Raw genomic sequence first — 25,497 nt, 5'->3', positions numbered from 1 at the left:
ATATGATTGCCCTTTTTTAATTTAATTTTGTCATATGAAAAATATCATTTACGGAATACATAGTACTGCTGAAGCTTTAAAACAAGAGGAATCGATAGATAAACTTTTCGTTCAGAAAAATTTATCAAGTCAAAACGCTAAAGAAGTAGTGAGATTGGCAAAAGAAAAAAAAGTTCAAGTTTCTTATGTGCCTATTGAAAAGCTAAACAAACTTACGCAGGAAAATCATCAGGGTATTGTCGCAAAAATATCTCCTATTCAGCTTTATTCAATCGAAAATCTTGTAGAAAGTGCTTTCAAAAAGACCTCATCTCCCCTATTCCTTCTTTTAGATCAAGTTTCTGATGTTCGAAATTTAGGTGCAATTATTAGAACCGCGGAGTGTACAGGTGTAAATGGAATTATCCTTTCAAAACAAGGAAGCGCTGCGCTGAATGATCAAACCGTAAAAACTTCAACAGGTGCTATTTTTAATGTTCCAATTTGTAAAGTAGATCACCTTAAAGACGCTATATTTTTTCTTTCATCTTATGATGTTAAAACAATTGCAGCTACTGAAAAAAGTAATGATTTAATTTATGATGTAGATCTAAAAGGTGCGATTGCACTAATTATGGGAAGTGAAGGAAAAGGAATTACTCCTTCCATTTTAAAAATGGTAAATCATCGTGCTAAACTACCTTTACTTGGCGATATTGAATCTTTAAACGTATCTGTGGCTTGTGGAGCTATTTTATTTGAAGCTGTAAGACAGCGCCTATAATTTATTTTTTTCCGGCTTCTCCTTATTATTTTTTACTGTATAATTTAACTGAATAGAATTATTTGCATTTTCTTCCGAGTCTAAATCTTCATTATTTTCTAATTCCGAAGAAGGCACAAAATTTCCATTTTCATCGAAATGTTTCATAAATTCATCTTCCTCTTCATCATATTCTTTTTTCTGCCACGAATAAATAGGTTTTGGAAGTTGATAATTTTTATAGAAAATCGCTAACAATATTCCTGATAAAAATCCGGAAAGATGCCCTTCCCACGACATAGTTTTATCGATTGGGAACATTCCCCAAACTAAACTTCCATACACAAACACCACAATAAGTGAAAGTGCGGTCAATCGGTAATTTTTAGACCAAATTCCTTTAAAAAATAAAAAGCTAGTTAATAAATAGACTACTCCACTTGCGCCGAAATGAACTGAATTTCCTCTACCTAATAACCAAGTTAATAATCCGGTAAATAAAGTTCCATATAATAAAACTTTCCAAGAAATTTTTTCATAGAAATAAAAAAGTGCGGTGGAAAGTATTAAAAGTGGAATTGTGTTACTATATAAATGCTCAATATTAGCGTGAATTAACGGACTAAAAATTATTCCGCGTAAACCGATTAAATCTCGAGGCTGAATTCCTAAATAATTAAAATTAAAACCAAACCGAACTTCTAACCAAAAGACAATCCAAATTATTATCACAAATAATAGTGGATAAGCAATTGTTGATGATTTAAATTCTAATTTTTTCATAGTGAAATATTATAATTTTCTTTTCAAATTCTTATCCAAAATTCCTTATAATGCAAAATTGTCACACACAAATTTTATCTTTGTTTTATGAATAAACCATTAGCCGAACGCCTTAGACCGCAAAACCTGGAAAGCTATCTTAGCCAACAACATTTGGTTGGTAAAAACGGTTCACTTTACAGTCAAATAAAAAACGGAATAATTCCTTCATTAATATTTTGGGGTCCTCCGGGTGTGGGAAAAACGACCTTAGCGAATATCATCGCGAATGAATCTGATCGTCCTTTTTTCACCTTAAGTGCGATAAGTAGCGGCGTAAAAGATGTTCGCGAAGTAATTGAAAAGGCAAAAAAACAAGATGGATTATTCACTACGAAAAATCCAATTTTATTTATTGATGAAATTCATCGTTTCAGTAAATCACAGCAAGATTCTCTGTTGGGTGCGGTAGAAAAAGGATGGATTACGTTGATTGGCGCAACCACAGAAAACCCCAGTTTTGAAGTTATTCCCGCATTGCTTTCACGCTGTCAGGTTTATGTTTTAAATGAATTCAGTAAAGATGATTTGCTAGCGTTGTTAAAAAAGGCGATTGACGAAGATGAAATTATTTCGAAAAAGAAAATCGAGCTGAAAGAAACCGATTCTTTACTACGAATTAGTGGCGGAGATGCTCGAAAATTACTGAATATTTTTGAATTGCTCATTACTTCAGAAACTGAGGATGAAATTAGTATTACCAATGATTTAGTTGAACAAAAAGTTCAGCAAAACACGGTTCGTTATGATAAAACCGGCGAGCAGCATTATGACATTATTTCCGCTTTTATAAAATCTATCCGTGGAAGCGACCCAAACGCTGCGGTTTATTGGTTAGCAAGAATGATTGAAGGTGGCGAGGATGTAAAATTTATTGCCAGAAGACTCCTCATTTTAGCTAGTGAAGATATTGGAAATGCAAATCCTACCGCTATAATTATGGCCAATAATACTTTTCAAGCGGTTACCACTATTGGTTATCCGGAAGCGCGAATAATTTTGAGCCAATGTGCAATTTACTTAGCTACTTCTCCAAAAAGCAATGCGAGTTATATGGCAATAAATAAAGCGCAAAAATTGGTAAAGCAAACCGGAGATCTTTCGGTTCCATTATCAATTAGAAATGCGCCGACAAAACTCATGAAAGAGCTGAACTACGGAAAAGATTATAAATACGCGCACAACTATGAAGATGGTTTTGTTGAACACGAATTTTTACCGAAAGAAATTGAAGGACATACACTTTACGAACCCGGAAATAATAAACGGGAACAATCCATTAGGGATTTTTTAAAAAGCAAATGGAAGAAATATAAATATTAATCTACTCCTTTTCTGGTAAACTCTATATGTTTTAATTGTTCACTTTCTTTGTCGAAATATTCTACTAGTAAATTTCCAGCATCTGTAAAAGTAGCAGTTCCGTTAATTTCATCGGAATTATAAAGAATTGTATTGGTATTGGTGTAATGTAAATGTGCTATTCTTTTTCCGCTATTTTTCTCTTTAAGTAAAAAACCTGCACTTATTGCTTCAATTTCATAAGGAGTTTCTCCTCGCATAAAAGTAAAATGACTGGCTTTATCTAATGCTGTCGACTTTTCAGGTGTTTTACTTTTAGCTGCATTTCTTTTTTCGTAAAAACCTTGTTTTCCGTTGTATCTATGAACGTAACTACCAAAAGATTCAAAGGCTTCTTTTAAAGCATCTTTATATGCCTTTTCAAAATCTTTGAGTTTACTAGAAGCTACAAGTGATTTAAAAATTACATTTCCTTCGCAATCTTTTAAAATTAATTGTGTTTCAGTTTTCATTGAAAAAAACTCCATTGGAGTTCCGGTAACATCGGCGTATAATCCTAAACAACGATCTAGTTCTAACCCGGAAAGTTTTGGATCGGTTTCTATGTAAGTCTCAAAACCACGCTGATTTAATAAATGTTTGGTGAGTGAATTCAATAAGAATTTATTTTTTTCATTTCCCAGAAAATCATAATCTAACGGCACAACCACATATTGGTAATCATCTAATTGATTGGTGTTTTGCGCATTTATTTTATTAATTATACTGAATAATATAAAACTAATTAAAACTATTTTTTTCATGGTATTGAATTAGAATATCGTGGTTAATTTTTTTAAAGTATTAATCGCTGTTCGCGAACTATGTTCTAAATAATTTGGCGTAAAATAGATGGTTTTCATTCCTATTTTTTCGGCTCCTTCAATATCGGCTTCCAGATTATCACCAATCATCACACTCTTTACATTTTCAGTATTTGCTTTTTTTAAGGCTTTTTCAAAAATAATAGGATGGGGTTTTTTTACACCCGCGTTTTCTGAAGTAGTAACTGTTTCAAAATAATGATCGATTTGAGCATTTTTCATTTTTAAATGCTGAACTTCCTCAAAACCATTGGTGATAATATGTAATCGGTATTTTTCAGCTAAATAATCGAGTGTTGAAATCGCGTCTTCAAAAAGGTGATTATTATCGGGCAAATGAAGAATGTAATCATCAGCCAACTTCTCAATAAGTTGTGTAGATGATTTATAGTTTAAAGCTTCAAAAGTTTCTGAAATTCGCTTAAACCGTAAATCTTCTTTCGTGATTTTATCTTCTCTGTAAAGTTTCCAATACGATTCATTTAACGGAACATAAATTTTCAGAAAATCTGTTATATTCAAATCCACTTCATTTTTCAGCAAAATTTTTTCAAACGCTAGAGCAGAATTTCTTTCAAAATCCCAAAGTGTATGATCTAAGTCAAAAAATATATCGGTTATATTAGTCATCTTTATTTAAACGATAAATGAGTTCTAAATATTTTTCATTGTCTTGTTCGTCTTCAAAATCTGAATTTTTAAAAATCAACACAAGATTCCCTCCTACTTTTTGAACTTCTTCTTTTATATTTTCCAGCGTGGTTTTTACTTCAAAATAAGATAATTTCTCCAACACTTGACTGTTAAATGCTATCGGCTCAATTACCAACGGCGAAATTCTTTCAAAATTAATATCGTAAAATAAAAATGGCGTACAAGTTCCTGCTCGAAATCCGATTACATCGTTAAATGCCATTGAAAAATCTCTTGCAATTTCCAACTTATCGAAATTATTGTAAAGTTCTGGCAAATTTAAATCGTAATCATTAATTAATGTTGCTTTTAGCGGTCGATTTACGATTGCTTCCCATCGTTTTTTTTCAGTTCGTAAAACTTTTAAGCTTCTAATCGCTTCATAACCCGGAATTAAACCAATATTCCCATAATCTGCCATCGATTTAATTAGGGCATGATATTTTGTTTTATGATAACTTATATTCTTGTTGTAAATGGAATAATTACTAAGCTGAAAAAAGAAATTCCATTTTAAATTTTCTTGTTTAGAGTACGCTATTAAATCATCATAAATATCGAACGGATCTTTTTGCAAATATGACAAGACTTTAATCCGCTCAATAAAACCATTTAAATTAAACTGAAAAAAATCACGCAAACTTGCGCCAATACTTCTAACAATTCCTTTTTTCTTATATTTAAAAGCCTGTGAAACGGCTAATACATTTTTATTCTGAAAATTTTTATGCGGAAAATTAACCTCAGGAAATCGTTCTTTCAATAAAGCTTTAAACTTAAAAGCCCAAATATCTACCAAAGGTTTATCGACAATGTCTTCTTTCACCAAAAAACTTTCTGAAGAAGGATAACGCCCGTTTTCATCTTTTACGTGCGGAAGATATTCTTCATATCTACTCAATAAATAGAAAGAAGCTGAAAAAATATCGAAGGGTAAATCGCTGTGTTCTGAAACACGGAAAAAACAAACGGTTTCCTCCCACTCGGTTAGTTTTATTTCGGTATCGCTAAACCCTTGTTCTAATAATAATTCGGTTTGCTGAATGAAAAGCTCATTTCCCATTTTTTGCTTTCCGTAGGAAAGTTTCATGCCTTCATGCGCGATAAACTCTTCAATTTTAGAAGTGAATTTTATTTCTAACCCAAGAATACGCGTACAAATTTGCTTAAACGTATAGTTTATTCTCGGCGTAAGGGTTTTGGTATAAATTAACAACATAAAATTGACCGCTTATAAAATTCCTTCATCAGCGAAGCTAAAGTATGATTTTTGGGTTACAATAAGATGATCTAAAACTTTAATATCTAAACTTTCTCCGCCATGAATTAATTTCTGCGTTAATTGCTTATCTGCTTGACTAGGTTTTAGTGTTCCTGAAGGATGATTATGCACTAAAATTATTGCCGTAGCACCTAACTCTAACGCACTTTTAAACACTAAACGGGCATCTACCAAAGTACCGGTAATTCCGCCTTTACTTAGTTGGGATTTTTGTAAGATTTTATTAGAATTATCTAAATAAATTATCCAAAATTCTTCGTGCGGTAAATCGCCTAAAATAGGTTGCATTACTTCAAAAACACTTTGGCTAGAGGTTATTTTTTTCTGAATGCTTACTTCTTCTCCACCGCGTCTTCTTCCTAATTCCATAGCCGCGACTATAGAAATAGCTTTAGCTTCGCCAATTCCTTTAAATTTTACCAATTGTTTTACAGAACGTTTTCCTAAATCGTTTAATTTATTATCTGAAGTCGATAAAATACGTTTAGAAAGTTCTACAGCACTTTCCGATCTATTTCCTGAACCGATAAGAATAGCTATAAGTTCTGCATCGCTTAATGCTAATTTACCTTTTTGTAAAAGCTTTTCGCGAGGTCGATCACCTTCTGCCCAGTTTTTTATTGAAAAAGAACTTTTCTGTTCTTCCATGGAAATTGTTTTCTTAAAGGTAACCATTTTCGAAAAAAGGAAATCGACTTATATCCAATCTTTTAATTTATCGAAATCCAATCCGCCGTAATTCCCACTGCTCATTAAAACAACTACGCTATTAACGAAACTGTCTTCTTTTAAATATTCCTGAAATAAATGTGCGTTTACGTAAACTTTTAAATTAGGATGCTCAAAAGCTTCTTGAATTTCTTCTTCTGAAAGTGATTCTAATTGTTTTATATCTAATGCTTCTGGCGAATAAAATACGATTGCTTCATCTGCATCGTCTAAGCTTCCTTTGTATTGTTTTAAAAAGTCTTTGGTTAAACTACTATAAGTATGCAATTCTAAACAAGCGATTATTCTATGTTTGTCTGGAAATTGTTTTCGAACTGCAGTAGTTGTTGCTTTTACTTTTGATGGACTATGAGCGTAATCTTTATAAACTATAGTTCCGCGTCGATCAACAATTTTTTCCAGTCTTTTTGAAGCGCCTTTAAAACTTGCAATGGCTTCGTAGAAATCTACCTCATCAATTCCCATATGTTGACAAACCCATTTCGCGCCGGCTAAATTGTTTAAGTTATGTTGACCAAAAATTTCAATAGGCATTTCACCTTCTGGTGTTTCCAAATAGGTAATTCCATCGTTTATTGAATATTCCGGGGTTTTGTAAGCGTGTTTTCTAGTCGGTTTGGTAGCGGCTTCTGCAATTTCTTTAACGAGCGCGTCTTCTTCATTATAAACTAAAATGCTTCCATTTACCATTTCTTCCGTAAAAATCTTGAATTGATCTACGTAATTTTCAAAACTCGGAAATACATTTACGTGATCCCACGCAATTCCACTAATTAAAGCAATATTAGGTTGGTAAAGATGAAATTTTGGTCGTCTGTCAATAGCAGAAGAAAGATATTCATCGCCTTCTAGCAACATAAAATCATTCTCTTTTGTAAGATGAACCATATTATCGAAGCCGTCTAATTGCGCGCCAACCATAAAATCTACTTCTTTTCCGTGATAATGTAACACGTGCAAAATCATTGAAGTGATAGTGGTTTTTCCATGCGAACCCGCGATAACGACACGTGTTTTATCTTTACTCTGTTCGTATAGAAATTCGGGGTAAGAATAAATGGTAAGATTTTTTTCTTGTGCTCTTAATAGTTCGGGATTATCTTCTTTGGCATGCATTCCTAAAATTACCGCATCTAAATCATCGGTTATTTTCTCTGGAAACCAGCCCATTTTTTCGGGTAACAAACCTGCTTTATCCAACCTACTTTTTGAAGGTTCAAAAATAGTATCGTCGCTTCCTGTAATTTGATCTCCTTTTTCCTTTAAGGCCAGTGCTAAATTGTGCATAGCGCTTCCACCAATAGCTATAAAATGTATTTTCATAGTTACAAATATAAGAGGTTGCTTTTGAATGAACTTACATCGCCTGAATTTTTGTCTTTTCTTCGAATGCTTTTTCAAAATCATTATTTAGTTCTAAAGACTTATTAATCCATTTTTCAGCTTGCTTTTTATCGCCTAAATTTTTGTAGAGTTGCGCTTTTCTATAAAAAGCATAATGCAACGGAACGCCATCTACCGGAGAGAAGTTTTTAATGTATTGTTGTAAATAAAAAATTCCGCGTTGATTTTGAATATTATATTCCGCAGCGACTTTTCCCGTTAAATAATTTAATTGATTTCTATTAAAATTTTGACAACCGATCGCGGTTTTTTCAGCATCTAAATTATCTATTTTATGTAAGGAAAAATTTTGCAAATCTTGCTGACAGGCTTCTGCGTTATTTAATTCCATTGCTTTTAAATAGTAGCTTCGTGCAATTTTGGATTGGTTATCGTGTTCTGCAATATATCCTTTCGCAAAATAACCGTTTATCGGACTAATTTCTAATAATTGATCTGCATAAGTGGTAGCGGTTTCAAAACTTCCGCCGATAAAACCGGGCAATTTCACGTACAATTCAACTAATGCCCAACGCGCTTCGATATGATTTTTATCTAATTCTGCTGCTCTTTTAAAGTATTTTTTGATGTCTGAAATATAAAATGCTGCTTCAATTTTCGTCACCGATAAAGCTTTAAGTCCTAAAGTTCCGCCATATTTAAAATTCAAATTGGCATTTTCCGGAAATCGCTCTACCAATTCTTCGTAAATTTCTAGAGCTTCATCTAAGTTTTCTTGATAAACTGCGATATCTGCTAAATATTCCTGTGCTTTATAATAATTGGTATCGTTTTTTTCTACTTCAACTAAATAAAATTTTGCCTTCGTTAATTTTTCTTGCTGAAAGTAGGCTTGCCCTTTTTCAAAATTAGATTGACTGAAAACGCAAATAGGGAATAATAAAAGGAACAGAATTTTCTTCATAGATGGATAATATAGTTCTAAAAAGGCAAAAATAATGCCCCAATCTATATAAATCATAAAGATTTGATAAAATCATTATCTTTAACAAAAACCAAGACATATGAAATTTCGCTTCTTATCTTGCATTTTATGTATGCTGGCTACTCAATTTATATTCAGTCAGCAAAAATTTGAAAAATTATGAAGTAGGCAAGTAAAATTTCAGAAATATATTCAATCTATCAAGAAAAAGTATAAGTAGAATTAATCCTCTTCCGGAGGATAATTTTCTAAAGCTTTTTCTGCAATCTCTCTAAAAAATTCACTTCGCTCTTGCGGTGACCAATTTTCGTTGAAGCGGCTTTCGACTACCGCTTGCCAAAATAATTCGTTGGTTACAGCATCTGCAAAATCTATGGTAATACTTAAGAAAAGTTGATCTCCACCGACCGGAATTCCGCCAGACACGCCACCGCCAACTGCTCCGCCTCCACCGCCGAGACCGATCCCAATAGATGAATTGCTTGCTTTGTTAAAAGGTTCAGCAAAAATATTTATTTTAAAATCAGGAGTTTCACTTTTATTGAAGTTGTTTTCTTGTAAAACCGTATCTAACGCAGCAATCATACGATCTTGATCTAATTCGCTTAAACCAGACTCCATATCGGCATAAAATCCGTAGGTATTAAATTTCGAAAAATCGACCTCTTGATCGTAATCAAAATAAGCTTTTGTCCCGCCACAAGAAATAAGTAAAAAGGCTAAAATTATTCCTATATATATTTTCATTTTTCTATAATTTTCACCTAAAATTACTAAAAACAAAAACAGCTTAATCTTTTATAACCAATTCTTAACATTTAAAATTTATCTTCAGGATCTTTATTTAAATTTTTCCATAATTTATCCTTCAATTCCTGAATACCTTGTTGTGCTACGGAAGAAATAAACATATACGGAAGTCCTTTAAATTCTTCTTTTAGTTGCATATTCAATTCTTCTTTTAATTCGGCATCGAGCATATCACTTTTTGAAATTGCGATAAATCGATCTTTATCCAACAATTCAGGATTGTAGCGTCGAAGTTCATCTAAGAGAATTTCATACTGCTTTTTAATATTATCTGCATCACAAGGAATAAGAAATAATAGAGTTGAATTTCTTTCGATATGGCGTAAAAATCGATATCCTAAACCTTTTCCTTCGGCGGCGCCTTCAATAATTCCAGGAATATCTGCCATTACAAAAGTTTGGAAGTCACGATATTTTACAATTCCTAAATTTGGTTTTAATGTAGTGAATTCATAATTAGCTATTTTTGGCTTTGCAGCTGTAATTACTGAAAGTAACGTAGATTTTCCTGCATTGGGAAAACCAACTAAGCCAACATCTGCCAAGACTTTTAATTCTAAGGTGATATCGCGTTCTTCGCCTTCTATTCCGGGTTGTGAATAACGAGGCGTTTGATGCGTGGAAGTTTTAAAGTGCCAGTTTCCACGACCGCCCATTCCGCCTTTGGCAATAATTATTTCTTGATCGTGTTCGGTAATCTCATCGATAATCTCGTTTGTATCCGTATCGCGAACTACCGTACCTAATGGAACGTCGATATAAGCATCTTCTCCATCGGCTCCGGTGCTTCGCTGCTTACCACCATCTTTACCATGTTCCGCCTTTATGTGGCGTTTAAAATTGAACTCATATAATGTCCAAAGGTTTTCGTTTCCCCGTAAAATTACGTGTCCGCCACGACCACCATCACCACCATCTGGACCGCCTTTTTCAATATATTTTTCACGGTGTAAATGCGCCGAACCTTTTCCGCCTTTTCCGGAAGAAACGTGCAGTTTTACGTAATCTATAAAATTTCCTTCTTTCATTATCTATACTTATTCGCTATTCAAATAAATTGAATATCTGCGTTTTATAATTGATCTATTACTTTGCTTAAGCGTTGGGTAATTTCGTCGATACTTCCTACACCATCGACACCAAAGTATTTATCTTGTGCTTGATAATAGGACTTTAATATAGCGGTCTCTTCGTAATAAACTTTTATTCTATTTCTAATTACGCCTTCATCGGCATCGTCTTTTCTCCCTGAAGTTTTACCACGTTCAAGCAATCTTTTTACCAAAATTTCGTCTTCTACTTCTAAGGCGATCATCGCATTTACGCTAGTATTTTTACTAACTAACAATTCATCTAATGCTTTGGCTTGCGCTGAAGTTCTAGGAAAACCGTCGAAAATAATTCCTTTTGCATTCGGGTGTTTTTCAACCTCATCATTTAGCATGTCGATTGTCACCTCATCTGGCACTAATTGACCTTTATCGATAAACAATTTTGCCTTTTTACCGAGTTCGGTTTCATTTTTTATATTATAACGAAAAACATCTCCGGTAGAAATGTGTACCAAGTCGTATTTTTGTTTTAAAATTTCGGCTTGCGTTCCTTTTCCGGCTCCCGGAGGGCCAAACAATACAATGTTTGTCATGTTAATTTTCTTTAAGTTGATATATTTCTGGTAAATTTCTTCCTAATCCGTTGTAATCTAAGCCAAATCCTACAATAAATTTATTGGGAATTTCTAAGCCGATATAATCAATTTTATGGGCTTTTTGATAGGCTTCCGGTTTAAAAAATAAGGTAGCGATTTTATAATTGGCTACGGCTTCTTTTTCTAAAATTTTAACGATTTCTGAAATGGTATTTCCGGTATCTACAATATCTTCTACTACGATAACGGTTTTCCCTTTCAGGTTTTCTACTCCGATTAAATTCTGAATTTTACCGGTAGTTTTAGTTCCTTCGTAAGATATTAATTTGGTGAATTCTACTTCACAATTGCCTTGAAATCGTTTGGTGAGTTCGGCGGTAAATAAATATGCGCCATTTAAAACTCCCAAAAAAACAGGTTGCTTTGCTGCTAAATCTTCATTTATTTTTTCAGCGACTTTTTCGATAGTATTTTCAATTTCTTGAGCAGAAAGAAAAGGTTTAAACGTTAAGTCATGAAGTTGTAGCATTCTTTTTTATTTTTTAATAATTTGCAAAGATAAGGAATACAGATTTAAAGCCTATTATTTCGGTAATTCTCTTGGAAAGATTTATTTTTGTGGAATTCTGTTTTGCGCTAGGGGTAGCAGCGGCATCCTTTTGTGTAGTTTTTACGGAACAAAAGATATAGCGAATAACCCGACCCGAAAGGGAAGCGCCCAAAAATTATAAAGATAAATTTATGCATAATTACTTTTCATCAGCTTTTAAATTAGGAATTTTAGGCGGCGGACAATTAGGAAAAATGATGTTGTACGACACGAGAAAATACGACATCCAAACCTATGTGGTAGACCCAAATCCGGAAGCGCCTTGTAAAATTGCTTGCAATCATTTTGAAAAAGGTGATTTAATGGATTTTGATACCGTCGTGAATTTTGGAAGAAAAGTAGATTTACTGACGTTTGAGATTGAAACGGTAAATGTTGAAGCGTTAGAACAATTAGAAAAAGAAGGGAAAAAAGTATTTCCTTCGGCTGAAACATTACGTAAAATTCAGGATAAAGGAGTTCAAAAAGAGTTTTATAAAGCTAATGATATTCCGACAGCTCAATTTGTGAAATATGAAACAAAAGCTGAATTAACCGAAGCAATTATTAGAAAAGAGCGGCAATTTCCGTTTGTTTGGAAAAGCACCACCGGCGGTTATGACGGCAAAGGCGTTCGTGTAATTAAAGAGCAAGAAGATTTAATTCCTGTTGAAGAAGTCCCTTGCATTGTTGAAGAAATGATTCGGTTTAAAAACGAATTGGCGGTAATTGTTGCCAGAAGCGTTTCGGGTGAAGTAAAAACTTATCCGGTTGTAGAAATGGAATTCCATCCGGAAGCAAATCAAGTTGAATATGTAATTTGCCCTGCAAGAATTGAAGCTAAAGTTGCTCAAAAAGCACGCGAAGTAGCTACCAAAGTTTCACGAACGTTTGAACATGTTGGTTTATTGGCGGTAGAATTATTTCAAACCCAAGACGATGAAATTTTGGTAAATGAAGTTGCTCCACGACCTCACAACAGCGGTCATTATAGTATTGAAGCAAGTTTCACGAATCAATTTGAACAACATTTACGAGCGATTTTAGATCTTCCGCTAGGAAATACCGATAGTAAAGTCGGTGGCGTAATGGTGAATTTGGTAGGCGACGAAAATCACGAAGGAAATGTCTATTACCAAAACATCGAAAAAATTATGCAGATGGATGGCGTAACGCCTCATATCTACGGAAAAAAACAAACGCGTCCGTTTCGAAAAATGGGTCACGTAACGATTGTAAATAAAGATTTAAGTGAAGCTCGAAAAATTGCTGAGAAAGTTAAAAATGAAATTAAAGTAATTAGTAGAGATTAGCAAAATAAATTTTAGTACTGAATAAAAGCGTTTTTTTTAAATCAAGCTAAAGGTTAAAAACCGATAACAAAAAACTAAAACATATGAGTAAAGTTGGCGTAATTATGGGAAGCACGAGCGATTTACCTGTAATGCAAGAAGCAATCGATATTTTAAGAGGATTTGATTTAGAAGTTGAAGTCGATATTGTTTCGGCGCATCGCACTCCAGAAAAATTATTTGACTACGGAAAAAATGCACACGAGCGCGGAATTAACGTAATTATTGCCGGCGCCGGTGGCGCTGCGCATCTTCCGGGAATGGTAGCTTCTCTTTCGCCACTTCCTGTAATTGGCGTTCCGGTGAAATCGAGAAATTCTATCGATGGTTGGGATTCTGTTCTTTCTATTTTACAAATGCCAGGTGGCGTTCCTGTTGCGACTGTTGCGTTAGACGGTGCAAAAAATGCGGGAATTCTTGCTGCGCAAATTATTGGCGCTTCCGATAAATGTGTTCGTGATAAAATATTAGTTTATAAAGAAGGATTGAAAGAAAAAGTAATAAAAGGCGCTGAAGAAGTGCGGAAAAAATAGTCCTTTTTTAATATTTATAATTTTTAAAACCTACTCAAAATGAGTAGGTTTTTTCATTTTAACATACAGTTTTCAGAAAAAAAATTGCATCTTTAAAACAGTTATTTTTAAGGTTTACAGTTATGTGCAAAAATCGTCTTCTTTTTGGGCTGTTGGTAGTTTTATATTTTCCGCTTTCAGCTCAAACGCTGTCTGGAATAATTCTTTCTAATGAAACTGAAAAAGGTATTCCAAATGCTACGGTCGAAATTTCTCAGAATTACGGTGTCATCACAAATCAAAACGGAAATTTCGAAATTGAGGTAGATAAATTTTCGTCAACTGATTCTTTACGTTTTTCTTCACTAGGTTATCAATCTTTAAAAATTGCAATAAAAGATTTTAAAAAAGACACAATTATTCATCTGAATAAAAAAGTTGATCAGTTAGACGATGTCTATTTAGTTAATAAAAATATTGAAGCACAAAAAATTATAGAGAAGGCAAAACAAAATATCAATAAAAATTACAGCTTAGATTCCCTAGAATTTAAGATTAGACATAAGCTGACAGAAAAATATATTTTTAATGATTTCGATTTAAAATTGAAGAAAATAAATCTAATTCCTAAAAGCCAACGCGTAAAATTTACTACCGATATCAAAAAGATAATTGATGAAATTAAGAATACCGAACACATATTAGAAAAATTTAATAGTTTTAGCTACAAACAATTTCCTCATTCCAAACCCAAAATAGAGCGGATTGAAGAAAGTTATAGCGTTACTAAACATAATCCTACGCTCGTGAATTCCTGGTATTATGCCTTAGATAAAGTAATAAAAAGTTATATTGATATTAATAAAGAATATCAAGTAAAATCTGGGATTATTTCATTTGATAGAGATTATAAATTACAAGTAGATAGTACGAAGCTTTATTATCAACTTACTTGGCCAAAACAATATTTTTTAAATCCTGCCGAATATGATTTTTTAAAAAATTCTGAAGATTATTCTTTCGAAATTAAAGAAGTTATTCAATTTAATGAAAACTGGTACTACCAAATAGCGTTTAAACCGAATAAAGCGAAAGCGAAATTTCAAGGAACTTTATACATCTCAACTTCAGATTATGGAATTTTAAAAGGCGAATATGAATTAGGGGAAGGCGAAAAATTAAGTTCATTCAATTTAAAATTTCCTATAGGTGCGAAATTAGAAGAAAATATAGCTTCAGGGAGTTTTATGTATACAAAATTAACTTCAGGCAAATATTCTCCCAAATATTATTTAAAAAAAACAGGTGAATATAATTATCTCCACAGAGATTATCGTTTAAAATTAAAAGATTCAAATTGGTTAACGCCGAGTAAAAAAATCACTTCAAATTTGCTAATCGACGGGCAAAAAATCACAGAAAATCAATATTATTTTTCAGATAAAGATTAAAGCCTATCGAATTTTCAGATAAAATTCGATAGGGAATTCAATCAAAGTTTTAACGTTCATTTTTAATAATTCTAAGGAGTTAACAATTTGAGGCTTTGTATCTTTACAATCCTAAAATTGAAACGATTTATGAGTCAAGAAAATCCATTATTGCAGGAATTCGACACTGCACCTTTTTCAAAAATAAAGACCGAACATTATAAACCCGCTATTGAAGAAGCCATAAAAATAGCACGCGAAGAGATTCAACAAATTACAGCTACCGAAGAAACACCAACATTTGAAAACACAATTGTGGCGTTAGAACATTCTGGTGAAAAATTAAGTCGCGTGGCAGGAATTTTCTTTAATATTAATTCTGCTGAAACGAATGATGAAATTCAAAAAATCGCGCAAGAAGTGTCGCCTTGGTTAAGCGAATTTAATAATGATTTACTGCTGAATGAAGCACTTTTTAAACGCGTAAAACACGTTTTTGATGAGCGAAAAAAACTCGATCTAACTGAAGAACAAAAAACCTTACTCGATAAACATTACAAAGCTTTTAGTAGAAACGGTGCTAATTTATCGGAAGATAAAAAGAACGAACTCCGAAAAATTGATTTAGAACTCGCAAAACTTTCATTGACTTTTGGTGAAAACGTCTTAGCAGAAACCAATCGCTACGAATTGCATGTTACCGATAAAAATGAATTAGACGGGCTTCCGGAAAGTGAACTTGAAAACGCCGAAGAATTAGCGAAAAAGAAAGGAAAAGAAGGTTATATTTTTACGCTTCATTTCCCGAGTTATATTCCGTTTATGAAATACGCTAAAAATCGTGAACTACGAAAAAAATTAGCGATTGCTTTTGGCGCTAAAGCTTTTCAGAATGATAAATATGATAATCAAGAAATTGTTTTAAAAATCGCTAAACTTCGTCATCAACGAGCAAATTTACTTGGTTTTAAAACCCACGCCCATTTCGTTTTAGAAGAACGTATGGCAAAAAGTCCTGAAAAAGTAAATGAATTTTTAGAAGAAATGCTGGAAAAAGCAAAACCAGCAGCCGAAAAAGAATTTCAAGAACTCGAAAATTTTGCGAAAGAACTTGACGGAATCGACCGATTGGAGAAATGGGATAGCGCGTATTATTCGGAAAAATTGAAACAGAAATTATTTCAACTGGATGATGAACAACTAAAGCCTTATTTTAAACTCGACAATGTAATTCACGGTGTATTTTTAATTGCAAAAAAACTTTACGGAATTCATTTTAAAGAAGTTTTTAACGTTGATAAATATCACGATGAAGTAAAAACTTATGAGATTTACGATGAAAATGGCGACTACCAAGCACTTTTTTATGCCGATTTTCATCCGCGAGAAGGAAAGCGAAACGGCGCTTGGATGACCATTTACAAAGAGCAACAGGTAAAAGATGGCAAAAATGAGCGTCCGCATGTTTCTAACGTTTGCAATTTCACGCGCCCGACTTCCAAAAAACCTTCGTTACTTACATTTAATGAAGTTACGACTTTGTTCCACGAATTTGGTCACGCACTTCATGGAATTCTAGCAAATTCTACTTATTCCAGTTTGTCTGGACCTTCTGTTTATTGGGATTTTGTGGAACTTCCGAGTCAATTAATGGAAAATTGGTGTTACGAAAAAGAAGCCTTAGAACTTTTTGCGCGTCATTACGAAACCGATGAAGTAATCCCGATGGAATTAATCGAAAAAATAAAAAAATCAGCTAATTTTCACGAAGGAATGCAAACCGTTCGTCAAATAAGTTTTGGAATGTTAGATATGGCTTGGCACGCCGCCGATCCGACTTCAATAAATGATGTAAAAAAACACGAATTAGAAGCCTTTGAAGCTACACGACTTTATCCCGATGTACCGGAAAATTGTATGAGTACTTCTTTCGGGCATATTTTTCAGGGTGGTTATTCTGCTGGATATTATTCTTATAAATGGGCAGAAGTTCTAGATGCTGATGCATTTGCTTATTTTAAAGAAAAAGGAATTTTTAGCGAAGAAGTGGCTACGAAATTTAAAGAAAATGTGTTAACCAAAGGTGGAACTGAAGATCCAATGGTTTTATATAAACGCTTCCGTGGAAAAGAACCCGATGCAGACGCTTTACTAAAACGCGCCGGTTTAATTTAATTGGGTTTTCTTTAAGAAAAAAGGCTGTCTAAAAAAATAAGTTTTCGTCAACCTGAACTCGTTTCAGGTTCTCATTAAAAATTGTTAAGTAACAAGATGAGATTCTGAAATAAATTCAGAATGACATTTTTCAATACTTTCTAGACAGCCTTTCTAATTTTAAATTAAGGTCGCTCTGCTGAAGCGTCTCTTGCTAAGTCGGCTTCATCTTCTTTTTGCTCTAATTGCGAATCGAAATAATATAATGATTCTTGCGTAGCTTTTGCACCGCCCGCAATTTTTAATTTATCTAATAAATCTAGTACAAGCGCTTCTTCTTCAATTTGTTCTTTTACAAACCATTGACCAAAATTCCATGTTGCCCAATCTTTTTCTTCTTGCGCTAACGAAACGATTTCGTAAATAGCGTTGGTGTTATCAATTTCATGTTGAAATATTTTCTCAAAACAATCCTGTAAATTTTTAGGATCTTCGCTTGGCGCTTCAATAGCTGAAATTGTTGCTCTCCCTCCACGCTCCATAATGTATTGCATTACTTTCATCATGTGGTTGCGTTCTTCTTGCGAATGACGAAATAAAAAGTTAGCAATACCGGCAAAACCTTCGCTATCTGCCCAAGCTCCATACGCTAAATAAACTTGCGCCGCGTTTGCTTCCTTGGTAAGTTGCTTATTAAGAATTTTCTCAATTTTCTTAGATAATCTATTTGTTTCCATAACTAAATTTTAGCTTCAAGATACTTAAAAGATTATCTATTTTCAATTAAAATTTACTTAATCTTATTCGGGTTTTGTTTTACAAAAGAAGCCCAACCGCTATAATTTTTTCCGCTTTCTACACGACCTTGATTATAAAAATGACAAACCGCGGCTGCCAATCCATCGGTAGAATCTAAGTTTTTGGGAAGTGATTTTAGTTTTAACATACTTTGCAACATTCTGGCAACTTGTTCTTTACTTGCATTTCCGTTTCCGGTGATGGCCATTTTTATTTTTTTGGGAGAATACTCGGTTACCGGAACTTCGCGACTTAAACCGGCGGCCATCGCAACGCCTTGCGCTCTACCGAGCTTCAACATCGATTGAACATTTTTTCCGAAGAAGGGAGCTTCAATCGCAATTTCGTCTGGGTGAAAGGTTTCAATTAATTCAACAGTGCGTTCAAAAATGAGTTTCAGTTTTACGTAATGATCGGTATATTTTTTCAGCATTAACTCATTTAGCTGCATAAATTCCATTTGCTTTCCGACCACTTTTATGAGTCCGTAACCCATAACGGTAGTTCCGGGATCTATTCCGAGGAAAATTTTTTCGTTTACTGATGTATTTCTATTCTGATTCAATTTGAAGTGGTAATTTAAAGTTGGTCGCGACTGGGATTCCTCTTTTTCGAGCCGGATAAATTTTTGGTAGTGTAATAACCGATGAATCTAACCAAGTTCTGAATTGCGGCAGTTTTTCAATTAATGTTTGGTTCATCGTTACTGAATCTAGCGAGGGTTTTCCTTTGGCTGAAATTGATAAATGTAAAACCAATTTTTCTTGAATGGAATCGTTTACAATTACTGTTTTTTGGGCTAAAAAAGTATAAATATGCGATGAAAAAGTTTTCTCGAAACAATGTTGACGTTCTTGATCTGAATATTGCTCGCAACTTGCAAAAGCAGGATAGGTTTCGATTTCATTCCAGTTGATTTCTTTTACTTCTTCCTGAAAAATATCGTCTGAGCAAACCCGTTTGGTTTCGAAGTTTTTACAGCTTATTAGCAATATCGCAAAAATGCCTAAGGTGATTCTAGCCATAGCGTAAATGTACGTAAATCACTCCAAAACTAGCGAAAATTCCTTTTTTAATCGGTTTTTGAATCGGAAAAGTGAATTTCCTTTTTTAAATCTTGCGCTCTTCGTTCAGCTAAAATTGTGTAAACTTCAGCTCTGGGATGTTTCTCGAATTTTTTCAGGAATAATTCGTAATAATTTAAGCGTGTTTTTAACTCTTTATAATAATTATCGGCTGATACCGCTAATTCAAACTGAGAACGGATTTTCTTAGGATTTTCTTCCAACGCAAGTTTAAAATAATTGATGGCTTTTTTATAATCCTTTTTCATTTTATAAGTTAAGCCTAACGATTGATAATGTTCATCTAAAGGCGTTTTCGAGAGCAATAACGCCATTAATAAATGTTTTTCAGCTTCATTATAATTTTCTAATAAGTTGTAGAGCTTTCCTAATTGTAGATGAACTTTTGCATTATCAGGATTAATTTTTATGACTTCAAGAAATCGATCTATAGCTTTTCGATAGTTTTTAATTTGATAATAACTGTAGCCTAATTTTTCGTATAAAAATTCTGAACCTTCTCCTTTTTCGTTTAATTCTTCAAAAACGCTTATCGCCTCTCTATATTTTTGCTGCGTATAAAAATTTTGCGCTCGCAAACTTAACATTTTACTGTTATCGGGATTTTCATTTAAAGCAATTAAGCTAAGCGAATCCACCACATTATATTTCTTATTTTTAAATTGATGTACAGCGATTTTGTAAAGTGCTTTCTGATGAGTAGCGTCGTAACGTAGCACTTTTTGAAAATAATTTTGCGCTTGTTTGTTTTCTAATTTTTGATTGTTTAAACCACGTTGATAATAAAAATCTGGATTGGTAGGAAATCGTTTAATTAATTCTGCAAACAAACTGTCTGACCTTTTATAATTTTTAGTTCTGTATAATAATTTCCCGTAACGCGCAGCGGCGATTACTAATTTTTTATCGAGCGCTAAAGCTTTTTTATAATGAATAATGGCTTTCGATAAATTTCCTCTAGCTTCTTGCGCTTGCGCAATTTTCTGATGAATTTTAGAAGTTAACTGTGATTCTTTTTCATATAAATTAATGGCTTCTTGATATTTTCCAATTTGGTATAAACTATCGGCATCACGAAGCGCCGAATGCTGAGCTTCGGCGCTTAAGGCTAAAAAAATAAATAATATTTTTAAACTAAACTTCATTTACTTTTCTACTTGAAAAATAATAGGAAGCGTATAAACTACCGAAACAGGTTTTCCGTCAACTTCACCAGGTTTCATTTGCGGTAATTGGTTAATTGCTTTTTCTGCTTCTTCACTTAATTCGGGTTTTGCAGCTCTAGCTTTTACCGTTTTAATTTTTCCGTTTTCATCAATTGTAAATTTTACATAAATGCGATTAGTTCCGTCTTGCGCATAAGGTTTTACTTTTTTGGTATCAAATTTAGAATTTACAAATTCAGATACTTTTTCTGCCATACATTTTTTTGCGGCTTCTCCTTCTAAACCTTCACAGCCTGGAAAAATAGGAATAGTTTCAACTTCGGAAAAAGGAATTCCTTCGTTTTGGATTGATGATGATTTTTCAAAATCAAATACTTTTTGATTTTCACCATCAGTAATTACCAATTTATGCATATTCGAATCTTCAATTATCTTTTTTGACAACTCTCTTAAACGTCTGTTTTCATCATCTGTTAAATTATTAATATCTCCTACTTCGATTACACCATAATTTTCAGTTTCGTTGGGTAACAGCAACTCTGGTAATTCTGGTGAAGTTGGTGGAGTGGGTGGAATTGGTGGTTTTTCCACACTTTCGACATCTTGATTCTTTTCTACATTATCTTCAGAACAAGAAACATAAGTCAACATTCCTAATATTAAAGGAATTAGTAAAAAATATTTGAGTTTTGCGCATTTTGATGATTTTGATTTTTGTAACATAACGATTCGTTTTTTGATTAATGAATGATTAAAAAATTGATTGATGAATGATATTTTCTCCGTATTGAAAATGGAATTCAACAGATTTTCATAATAATTTCGGGTTGATGAAAGCCGCGAAACTTCTTTATCTGCAATGAATTCGTGAAGAATTTTAAGTTGATGTTGATAACCGTAAACAGCAGGATGAAACCAAAAAATAATTTTTAAAAGTTCCATAAAAAGCAAATCGAACGTGTGATTTTGTTTTACGTGCACTAATTCGTGTTGAAGAATTTGTTCTTTTTCTGCCGATTGAATGTTTTCACCTATAAAAATTTGATTTAGAAATGTAAAAGCAAGTCGGCTATTCGGGATTTGCCAATATGAAATTTTCTGAAAAATAGTTATGGTTCCTTTCTCTTTAAATTTTCTAAACGCTAGAATTTTTCTTACCAATAAAAAAATGCTAAATGCTATACCTAAAATATATATACCAATTAAAATATGTAAAAAATTAAGTGAAGACCAGAAAGTTTCACGTTCTACTATAGTAGTTTCGGGAAGTTTTTCAGCAGAAAAATTTCCTATAAAAACACTTGGTAAATGAATAACGGCTTGGGAAATTTTAATTTTCTCCTGAAAAAAATCAAACGAAAGAAACGGAAGTATCAAAGCTAAAACAGGCGTGAATAATAAATAAAATCGATTAGTTTGAAAAAATGTTTCCCGCTTAAAGAACAGCAAATAAGCTGCGAAAAATAAGAATAAAAATACCGTAAATTGAATGATATAATTCTCCATAACTATTCCTTTTTATTAATTTCTTTTAAAATTTCTTCCAGCTCTTTTAGACTTACATCATTCTTTTTTACAAAAAAGGATAGCATACTTTTCATAGAACCATCAAAATAATTATTCATTAATTTGGTTAAGGAAAATTTACTATAGCGTTCTTTTTCAATCAGCGGAAAATAAATATGACCTCGTCCTTGTTTTTTGTAACCCACAAAACCTTTGCTTTCTAAAATTCTAACAATGGTAGAAATGGTGTTATAAGCCGGTTTAGGTTCGGGAATTTCATCGATAAGCATTGCTACATTGGCGTGTTTTAATTTCCACAACAATTGCATGACTTCCTCTTCTGCTTTGGTTAATTCTTTCATTTTTCAACTAAGAGTTTAGTTTTACTATTCAAATATAACTAAAATTATAGTTTAAACTAATAAATTAGTTATAAATTAATTCAAAATAACCTACATTAGTCATAAAAAAATGGATATCGTATTAGTAATTATTGGCGCTTTACTTTGTATCACAGGAATTATAGGAAGCATTTTACCCGTTCTCCCCGGTCCGCCAATTAGTTGGTTAGGACTTTTAGTTCTTCACTTAACAAATGGTGTAAAAATGAATTATACTTTGCTAGGAATTACCTTAGCTGTTGCCATTTTAATTTTTGTTTTAGATTATATAATTCCCGCTGCAGGCACAAAACGTTTTGGCGGAAGTAAAGCCGGGGCAATCGGAACAACTGTCGGGTTGGTTGTCGGAATTTTTATTCCCATTCCGCTGGGGATATTAATTGGTCCGTTTGTAGGTGCTTTTATTGGTGAATTATTTTTTAATAAGAGTAATTCTAAAGTTGCTTTAAAAGCAGCGTTCGGTTCATTTATCGGCTTTTTGGCTTCTACATTTATGAAGTTTTTCGCCGCTTGTATTTATCTGGGAATTTTTATTTATGTAACTTTCGAATATCGTGAAGCATTATTTTAAACTAACAAAATATGAATTTAATTGAAATTGCAGAAAAACTAAAAGAAGCTGAAAATTCTAAAAGACCTTGCGCTCCAATTCGAGAACATTTGACTGAAAAAGATTTAGATTCGGCTTATAAAATTCAGCAACTAAATATTGAAAAAGAAGTAAAAAACGGAAAAAAAATTGTCGGTAAAAAAATAGGATTAACTTCTTTAAAAGTTCAAGAACAATTAGGAGTAAATCAACCTGACTTTGGAATTTTATTAGATTCCATGGAAATTCCTGCTAATGAAGAAGTCGATTTCAGCAAATTTATGCAACCCAAAGTGGAAGCTGAAATAGCGTTTATACTTAAAAATGATTTAATAGGAACTAATAATACTATTGCCGATATTGAAAAAGCAATCGATTACGCCGTAATGGCAATTGAAGTTGTGGGAAGCAGAATAGAAAATTGGAACATTAAAATTACCGATACAATTGCAGATAACGCTTCTTCAAGTCATTTCTTATTAGGTACGCAACGCGTGGCTTTAGATCAATTAGACCTTATTAATAATAAAATGGAACTTTATATTAATGAAGAAAAAGTTTCTGAAGGCGATGGAACTTCTTGTTTAGGAAATCCTTTAAAAGCGGTAGTTTGGTTAGCGAATAAAATGGCATCGATTAACAATCCGCTTCGCAAAGGAGAAATTATACTTTCCGGAGCATTAGGTCCGATGGCTGAATTTAAAAAAGGTGATGTAATTTCAGCAAGTATTGAAGGTTTAGGTGATCTTCAATTTTCAACAAAATAATTAATTCTGAAAAAATAAAAAGTAGAATGGTGATTAAAGCCATTCTACTTTATGTTCGATAGGTTCTCTTTTTCCTTCTGGTAATTCTTCATCGAAATATCCCATATAGAAAAAGCCTAAGCATTTTTCTCCTTCAGCTAAATTGAAAAATTCATCTGCATATTTTATTAACGAAGGTGAACTCCAATACGAGCCAATTTTTAAATCGGTAGCTACTAACCACATATTTTGTACAGCCATAGCGGTTGAAGCAATTTCTTCCCATTCTGGTAAGCGTTCTTTCTCGTCTCGCTTCATGCAAATTGCAATTACGCAGGCAGATTGTTCGAATTTCTGAGTTATTTTATTCTTTTTAAAAGCTGAAAAATTATTAGTCGTTTCTTCATATTTATCAGCTAAAAATTCACCGAATTCTAATTTCTTCTCTTGTAAAACTTTGAAACGCCAAGGCTCGGTTTTTTTATGCGTAGGAGCCCAATTTGCAGCTTCTAAAATTTTAATGATATCATTTTCTGAAATAGGTTTATCATTATATTGTACAGGAAAAACCGACCTGCGTTTTTCTATAATATCTTCTATCATACTAAACTTTAAATACTTTTAAAATTACTTGTTTAATTCGCTCTCTATCATCATCTGTTAAATTTGAACCAGATGGCAAACACAAACCATTTTCAAATAAATTCTCTGCAACATTTCCTCCATAATAAGGAGCATTTTTAAATACCGGTTGTAAATGCATAGGCTTCCACAACGGTCTGCATTCTATATTTTCTTCTTCCATCGCTAGTCGAAGTTGTTCTCTGTCAACTCCATTTGTTTTTTCTTTATCAATTAAAATTGCAGATAACCAATGATTAGAGTAAAAATCTTCATTAGGTTCTTTAAAAACAGTTACCCCTTCTATATTAGAAAATAATTCTTGATAGAACAAATTCATTTTTCTTCTTAATTGAATATGTTCATCTAAAACTAACATTTGTCCACGTCCAATTCCCGCAGAAATATTACTCAATCTATAATTATATCCGATTTCACTATGTTGGTAATGCGGCGCGTTATCTCTTGCTTGCGTAGCATAGTAAACTGTTTTTTCTTTATCCTTAACAGAAGGGCAAACTAAAGCTCCGCCACCACTTGTAGTTATTATCTTATTTCCATTGAATGAAAGAACTCCAAATTTACCAAACGTTCCACAGCTTTTATTCTGGTAAGTAGATCCTAAAGCCTCTGCTGCATCTTCAACTATAGGAATATTGTATTTATTAGCAACTTTAGTAAGTTCTTCAATTTTACAAGGCATTCCATATAGATGAACGATAATAATTGCCTTAACCTTTTTTCCTTGCTGAATTCTATTTTCTAAGGCTTTCTCAAGTGAAACAGGACAAATATTCCACGTCTCTTTTTCACTATCCACAAAAACAGGCTGAGCTCCCAAATAAGTAATAGGGTTTGCTGAAGCTGAAAATGTAAAACTCTGACATATGACTTCGTCTCCAATACTTATTCCAAGTTGAAGTAAAGCCAAATGAAGAGCTGCAGTTCCGCTACTTAGAGCTGCTACTTCTTTATTAGCAGATAATTTATTTCTTAGATCTTGCTCAAACCCATTCACATTCGGACCTAAAGGAGCAATCCAATTCTCCTGGAAAGCTTCATTTACAAACTTCTGCTCTTCTCCTCCCATATGTGGAGATGACAACCATATTTTAGCCTTACTCATATACTTAATTTAATTTCAAAAATAAAGTTTTTCTTCCGAACCTAATTTAGTCTTCTTATAAAAAATCTATCTAAACAAAAAAGCCCCCTTCATCTAGTTGACGAAGGGGGCTTTATAAAAAAGGCGGCGACATACTCTCCCACAATAAGTAGTACCATCTGCGCTAATGAGCTTAACTTCTCTGTTCGGAATGGGAAGAGGT

Annotated in this window: 27 protein-coding genes and 1 rRNA gene; 8 read left to right on the top strand and 20 right to left on the bottom strand. The window is 33.1% G+C overall.

Annotated features, from left to right (window positions below; translation table 11 throughout):
* Positions 1–34: 34 nt before the first annotated feature.
* Entirely contained in the window at positions 35–763 is a 729-nt protein-coding gene (gene rlmB, locus ACFFGL_RS03365; RefSeq protein ID WP_309728693.1) for a 23S rRNA (guanosine(2251)-2'-O)-methyltransferase RlmB, read from the top strand.
* On the opposite strand, the gene ACFFGL_RS03360 is transcribed toward rlmB, so the two are convergent.
* Positions 758–1,525 carry a rhomboid family intramembrane serine protease gene (locus ACFFGL_RS03360; RefSeq protein WP_309728695.1) on the bottom strand — a complete coding sequence of 256 codons (768 nt, stop codon included), beginning with the start codon at positions 1,523–1,525 and terminating at the stop codon, positions 758–760. The two genes, rlmB and ACFFGL_RS03360, sit on opposite strands and share 6 nt — an antisense overlap.
* A gap of 87 nt (positions 1,526–1,612) precedes the next feature.
* On the opposite strand from ACFFGL_RS03360, the gene ACFFGL_RS03355 reads away from it, so the two are divergent.
* On the top strand, positions 1,613–2,887 hold the full coding sequence (locus tag ACFFGL_RS03355; RefSeq protein ID WP_309728697.1) for a replication-associated recombination protein A: 1,275 nt from the start codon (positions 1,613–1,615) through the stop codon (positions 2,885–2,887).
* Here ACFFGL_RS03355 and ACFFGL_RS03350 read toward each other — a convergent pair.
* The 10 genes from ACFFGL_RS03350 to ACFFGL_RS03305 all read right to left on the bottom strand — a co-directional run bounded on the left by ACFFGL_RS03350 (position 2,884) and on the right by ACFFGL_RS03305 (position 11,749).
* A complete protein-coding gene (locus ACFFGL_RS03350; RefSeq protein WP_309728699.1) occupies positions 2,884–3,669 on the bottom strand; it encodes a hypothetical protein in 786 nt (261 codons plus the stop codon). The genes ACFFGL_RS03355 and ACFFGL_RS03350 overlap by 4 nt on opposite strands.
* A 9-nt stretch (positions 3,670–3,678) precedes the next feature.
* A complete protein-coding gene (locus tag ACFFGL_RS03345) occupies positions 3,679–4,359 on the bottom strand; it encodes a YjjG family noncanonical pyrimidine nucleotidase (protein WP_309728701.1) in 681 nt (226 codons plus the stop codon).
* On the bottom strand, positions 4,352–5,641 hold the full coding sequence (locus ACFFGL_RS03340) for a polysaccharide deacetylase family protein (RefSeq protein ID WP_309728703.1): 1,290 nt from the start codon (positions 5,639–5,641) through the stop codon (positions 4,352–4,354). The genes ACFFGL_RS03345 and ACFFGL_RS03340 overlap by 8 nt, the downstream gene beginning before the upstream one ends.
* A 12-nt stretch (positions 5,642–5,653) precedes the next feature.
* Positions 5,654–6,352 carry a RadC family protein gene (radC, locus tag ACFFGL_RS03335; RefSeq protein ID WP_309728705.1) on the bottom strand — a complete coding sequence of 233 codons (699 nt, stop codon included), beginning with the start codon at positions 6,350–6,352 and terminating at the stop codon, positions 5,654–5,656.
* A 48-nt stretch (positions 6,353–6,400) separates the two neighbouring features.
* A complete protein-coding gene (locus ACFFGL_RS03330) occupies positions 6,401–7,756 on the bottom strand; it encodes a UDP-N-acetylmuramate--L-alanine ligase (RefSeq protein ID WP_309728707.1) in 1,356 nt (451 codons plus the stop codon).
* Between the two features lie 34 nt (positions 7,757–7,790).
* Positions 7,791–8,741, bottom strand: coding sequence for a tetratricopeptide repeat protein (locus ACFFGL_RS03325; RefSeq protein WP_309728709.1), 951 nt, complete (start codon positions 8,739–8,741; stop codon positions 7,791–7,793).
* A gap of 243 nt (positions 8,742–8,984) precedes the next feature.
* Positions 8,985–9,509, bottom strand: a complete 525-nt coding sequence (locus ACFFGL_RS03320) for a DUF4136 domain-containing protein (protein ID WP_309728711.1) — start codon at positions 9,507–9,509, stop codon at positions 8,985–8,987.
* A gap of 71 nt (positions 9,510–9,580) precedes the next feature.
* Positions 9,581–10,600 carry a GTPase ObgE gene (obgE, locus tag ACFFGL_RS03315; protein WP_309728713.1) on the bottom strand — a complete coding sequence of 340 codons (1,020 nt, stop codon included), beginning with the start codon at positions 10,598–10,600 and terminating at the stop codon, positions 9,581–9,583.
* 44 nt (positions 10,601–10,644) lie between these two features.
* The gene (locus tag ACFFGL_RS03310; RefSeq protein ID WP_309728715.1) at positions 10,645–11,217 is read right to left on the bottom strand and encodes an adenylate kinase; all 573 of its coding nucleotides are present in this window, start codon (positions 11,215–11,217) and stop codon (positions 10,645–10,647) included.
* Between the two features lies 1 nt (position 11,218).
* Entirely contained in the window at positions 11,219–11,749 is a 531-nt protein-coding gene (locus ACFFGL_RS03305) for a phosphoribosyltransferase (protein WP_309728717.1), read from the bottom strand.
* 212 nt (positions 11,750–11,961) lie between these two features.
* Between ACFFGL_RS03305 and ACFFGL_RS03300 the strand changes: the two genes are divergently transcribed.
* From ACFFGL_RS03300 to ACFFGL_RS03285, 4 genes are all read left to right on the top strand, one after another.
* On the top strand, positions 11,962–13,122 hold the full coding sequence (locus ACFFGL_RS03300) for a 5-(carboxyamino)imidazole ribonucleotide synthase (protein WP_309728719.1): 1,161 nt from the start codon (positions 11,962–11,964) through the stop codon (positions 13,120–13,122).
* A gap of 83 nt (positions 13,123–13,205) precedes the next feature.
* Positions 13,206–13,694, top strand: a complete 489-nt coding sequence (purE, locus tag ACFFGL_RS03295) for a 5-(carboxyamino)imidazole ribonucleotide mutase (RefSeq protein ID WP_309728722.1) — start codon at positions 13,206–13,208, stop codon at positions 13,692–13,694.
* Positions 13,695–13,816: 122 nt separating this feature from the next.
* Positions 13,817–15,124: a carboxypeptidase-like regulatory domain-containing protein gene (locus ACFFGL_RS03290; protein ID WP_309728724.1), complete on the top strand. Its 1,308-nt coding sequence runs from the start codon at positions 13,817–13,819 to the stop codon at positions 15,122–15,124.
* 129 nt (positions 15,125–15,253) lie between these two features.
* Positions 15,254–17,278 (top strand): M3 family metallopeptidase, encoded by a 2,025-nt coding sequence (locus ACFFGL_RS03285; protein ID WP_309728726.1) that lies wholly within the window; start codon positions 15,254–15,256, stop codon positions 17,276–17,278.
* Positions 17,279–17,442: 164 nt separating this feature from the next.
* On the opposite strand, the gene ACFFGL_RS03280 is transcribed toward ACFFGL_RS03285, so the two are convergent.
* The 6 genes from ACFFGL_RS03280 to ACFFGL_RS03255 are packed head-to-tail and all read right to left on the bottom strand — an operon-like array spanning position 17,443 to position 22,174.
* Positions 17,443–17,994, bottom strand: coding sequence for a ferritin (locus ACFFGL_RS03280; RefSeq protein WP_309728728.1), 552 nt, complete (start codon positions 17,992–17,994; stop codon positions 17,443–17,445).
* Between the two features lie 53 nt (positions 17,995–18,047).
* Positions 18,048–18,620, bottom strand: coding sequence for a crossover junction endodeoxyribonuclease RuvC (gene ruvC / locus ACFFGL_RS03275; protein ID WP_309728730.1), 573 nt, complete (start codon positions 18,618–18,620; stop codon positions 18,048–18,050).
* Complete coding sequence (locus ACFFGL_RS03270; protein ID WP_309728731.1) at positions 18,607–19,080, bottom strand: hypothetical protein; 474 nt, start codon at positions 19,078–19,080, stop codon at positions 18,607–18,609. The genes ruvC and ACFFGL_RS03270 overlap by 14 nt, the downstream gene beginning before the upstream one ends.
* A 47-nt stretch (positions 19,081–19,127) precedes the next feature.
* The gene (locus ACFFGL_RS03265; protein WP_309728732.1) at positions 19,128–20,285 is read right to left on the bottom strand and encodes a tetratricopeptide repeat protein; all 1,158 of its coding nucleotides are present in this window, start codon (positions 20,283–20,285) and stop codon (positions 19,128–19,130) included.
* Positions 20,286–21,812, bottom strand: coding sequence for a M56 family metallopeptidase (locus ACFFGL_RS03260; protein ID WP_309728734.1), 1,527 nt, complete (start codon positions 21,810–21,812; stop codon positions 20,286–20,288).
* A gap of 2 nt (positions 21,813–21,814) precedes the next feature.
* Entirely contained in the window at positions 21,815–22,174 is a 360-nt protein-coding gene (locus tag ACFFGL_RS03255) for a BlaI/MecI/CopY family transcriptional regulator (protein ID WP_309728735.1), read from the bottom strand.
* Between the two features lie 109 nt (positions 22,175–22,283).
* Here ACFFGL_RS03255 and ACFFGL_RS03250 point away from each other — a divergent pair, with 109 nt between their 5' ends.
* On the top strand, positions 22,284–22,784 hold the full coding sequence (locus ACFFGL_RS03250) for a DUF456 domain-containing protein (RefSeq protein ID WP_309728737.1): 501 nt from the start codon (positions 22,284–22,286) through the stop codon (positions 22,782–22,784).
* A gap of 11 nt (positions 22,785–22,795) precedes the next feature.
* On the top strand, positions 22,796–23,569 hold the full coding sequence (locus tag ACFFGL_RS03245; RefSeq protein ID WP_309728739.1) for a 2-keto-4-pentenoate hydratase: 774 nt from the start codon (positions 22,796–22,798) through the stop codon (positions 23,567–23,569).
* A gap of 33 nt (positions 23,570–23,602) precedes the next feature.
* Here ACFFGL_RS03245 and ACFFGL_RS03240 read toward each other — a convergent pair whose 3' ends face one another.
* From ACFFGL_RS03240 to rrf, 3 genes are all read right to left on the bottom strand, one after another.
* Positions 23,603–24,151: a nitroreductase family protein gene (locus ACFFGL_RS03240; protein WP_309728741.1), complete on the bottom strand. Its 549-nt coding sequence runs from the start codon at positions 24,149–24,151 to the stop codon at positions 23,603–23,605.
* A 1-nt stretch (position 24,152) separates the two neighbouring features.
* The gene (locus ACFFGL_RS03235; protein WP_309728743.1) at positions 24,153–25,295 is read right to left on the bottom strand and encodes a DegT/DnrJ/EryC1/StrS family aminotransferase; all 1,143 of its coding nucleotides are present in this window, start codon (positions 25,293–25,295) and stop codon (positions 24,153–24,155) included.
* A 118-nt stretch (positions 25,296–25,413) separates the two neighbouring features.
* A 5S ribosomal RNA gene (rrf, locus tag ACFFGL_RS03230) occupies positions 25,414–25,497 on the bottom strand; the annotation flags it as partial.

Origin of the sequence: Mesonia maritima (assembly GCF_042433895.1) — a bacterium.
GTDB classification, from domain to species: Bacteria; Bacteroidota; Bacteroidia; order Flavobacteriales; family Flavobacteriaceae; genus Mesonia; species Mesonia maritima.
Note: the sequence above shows the minus strand (reverse complement) of the source record. Positions and strands in the feature narration are given on the sequence as shown.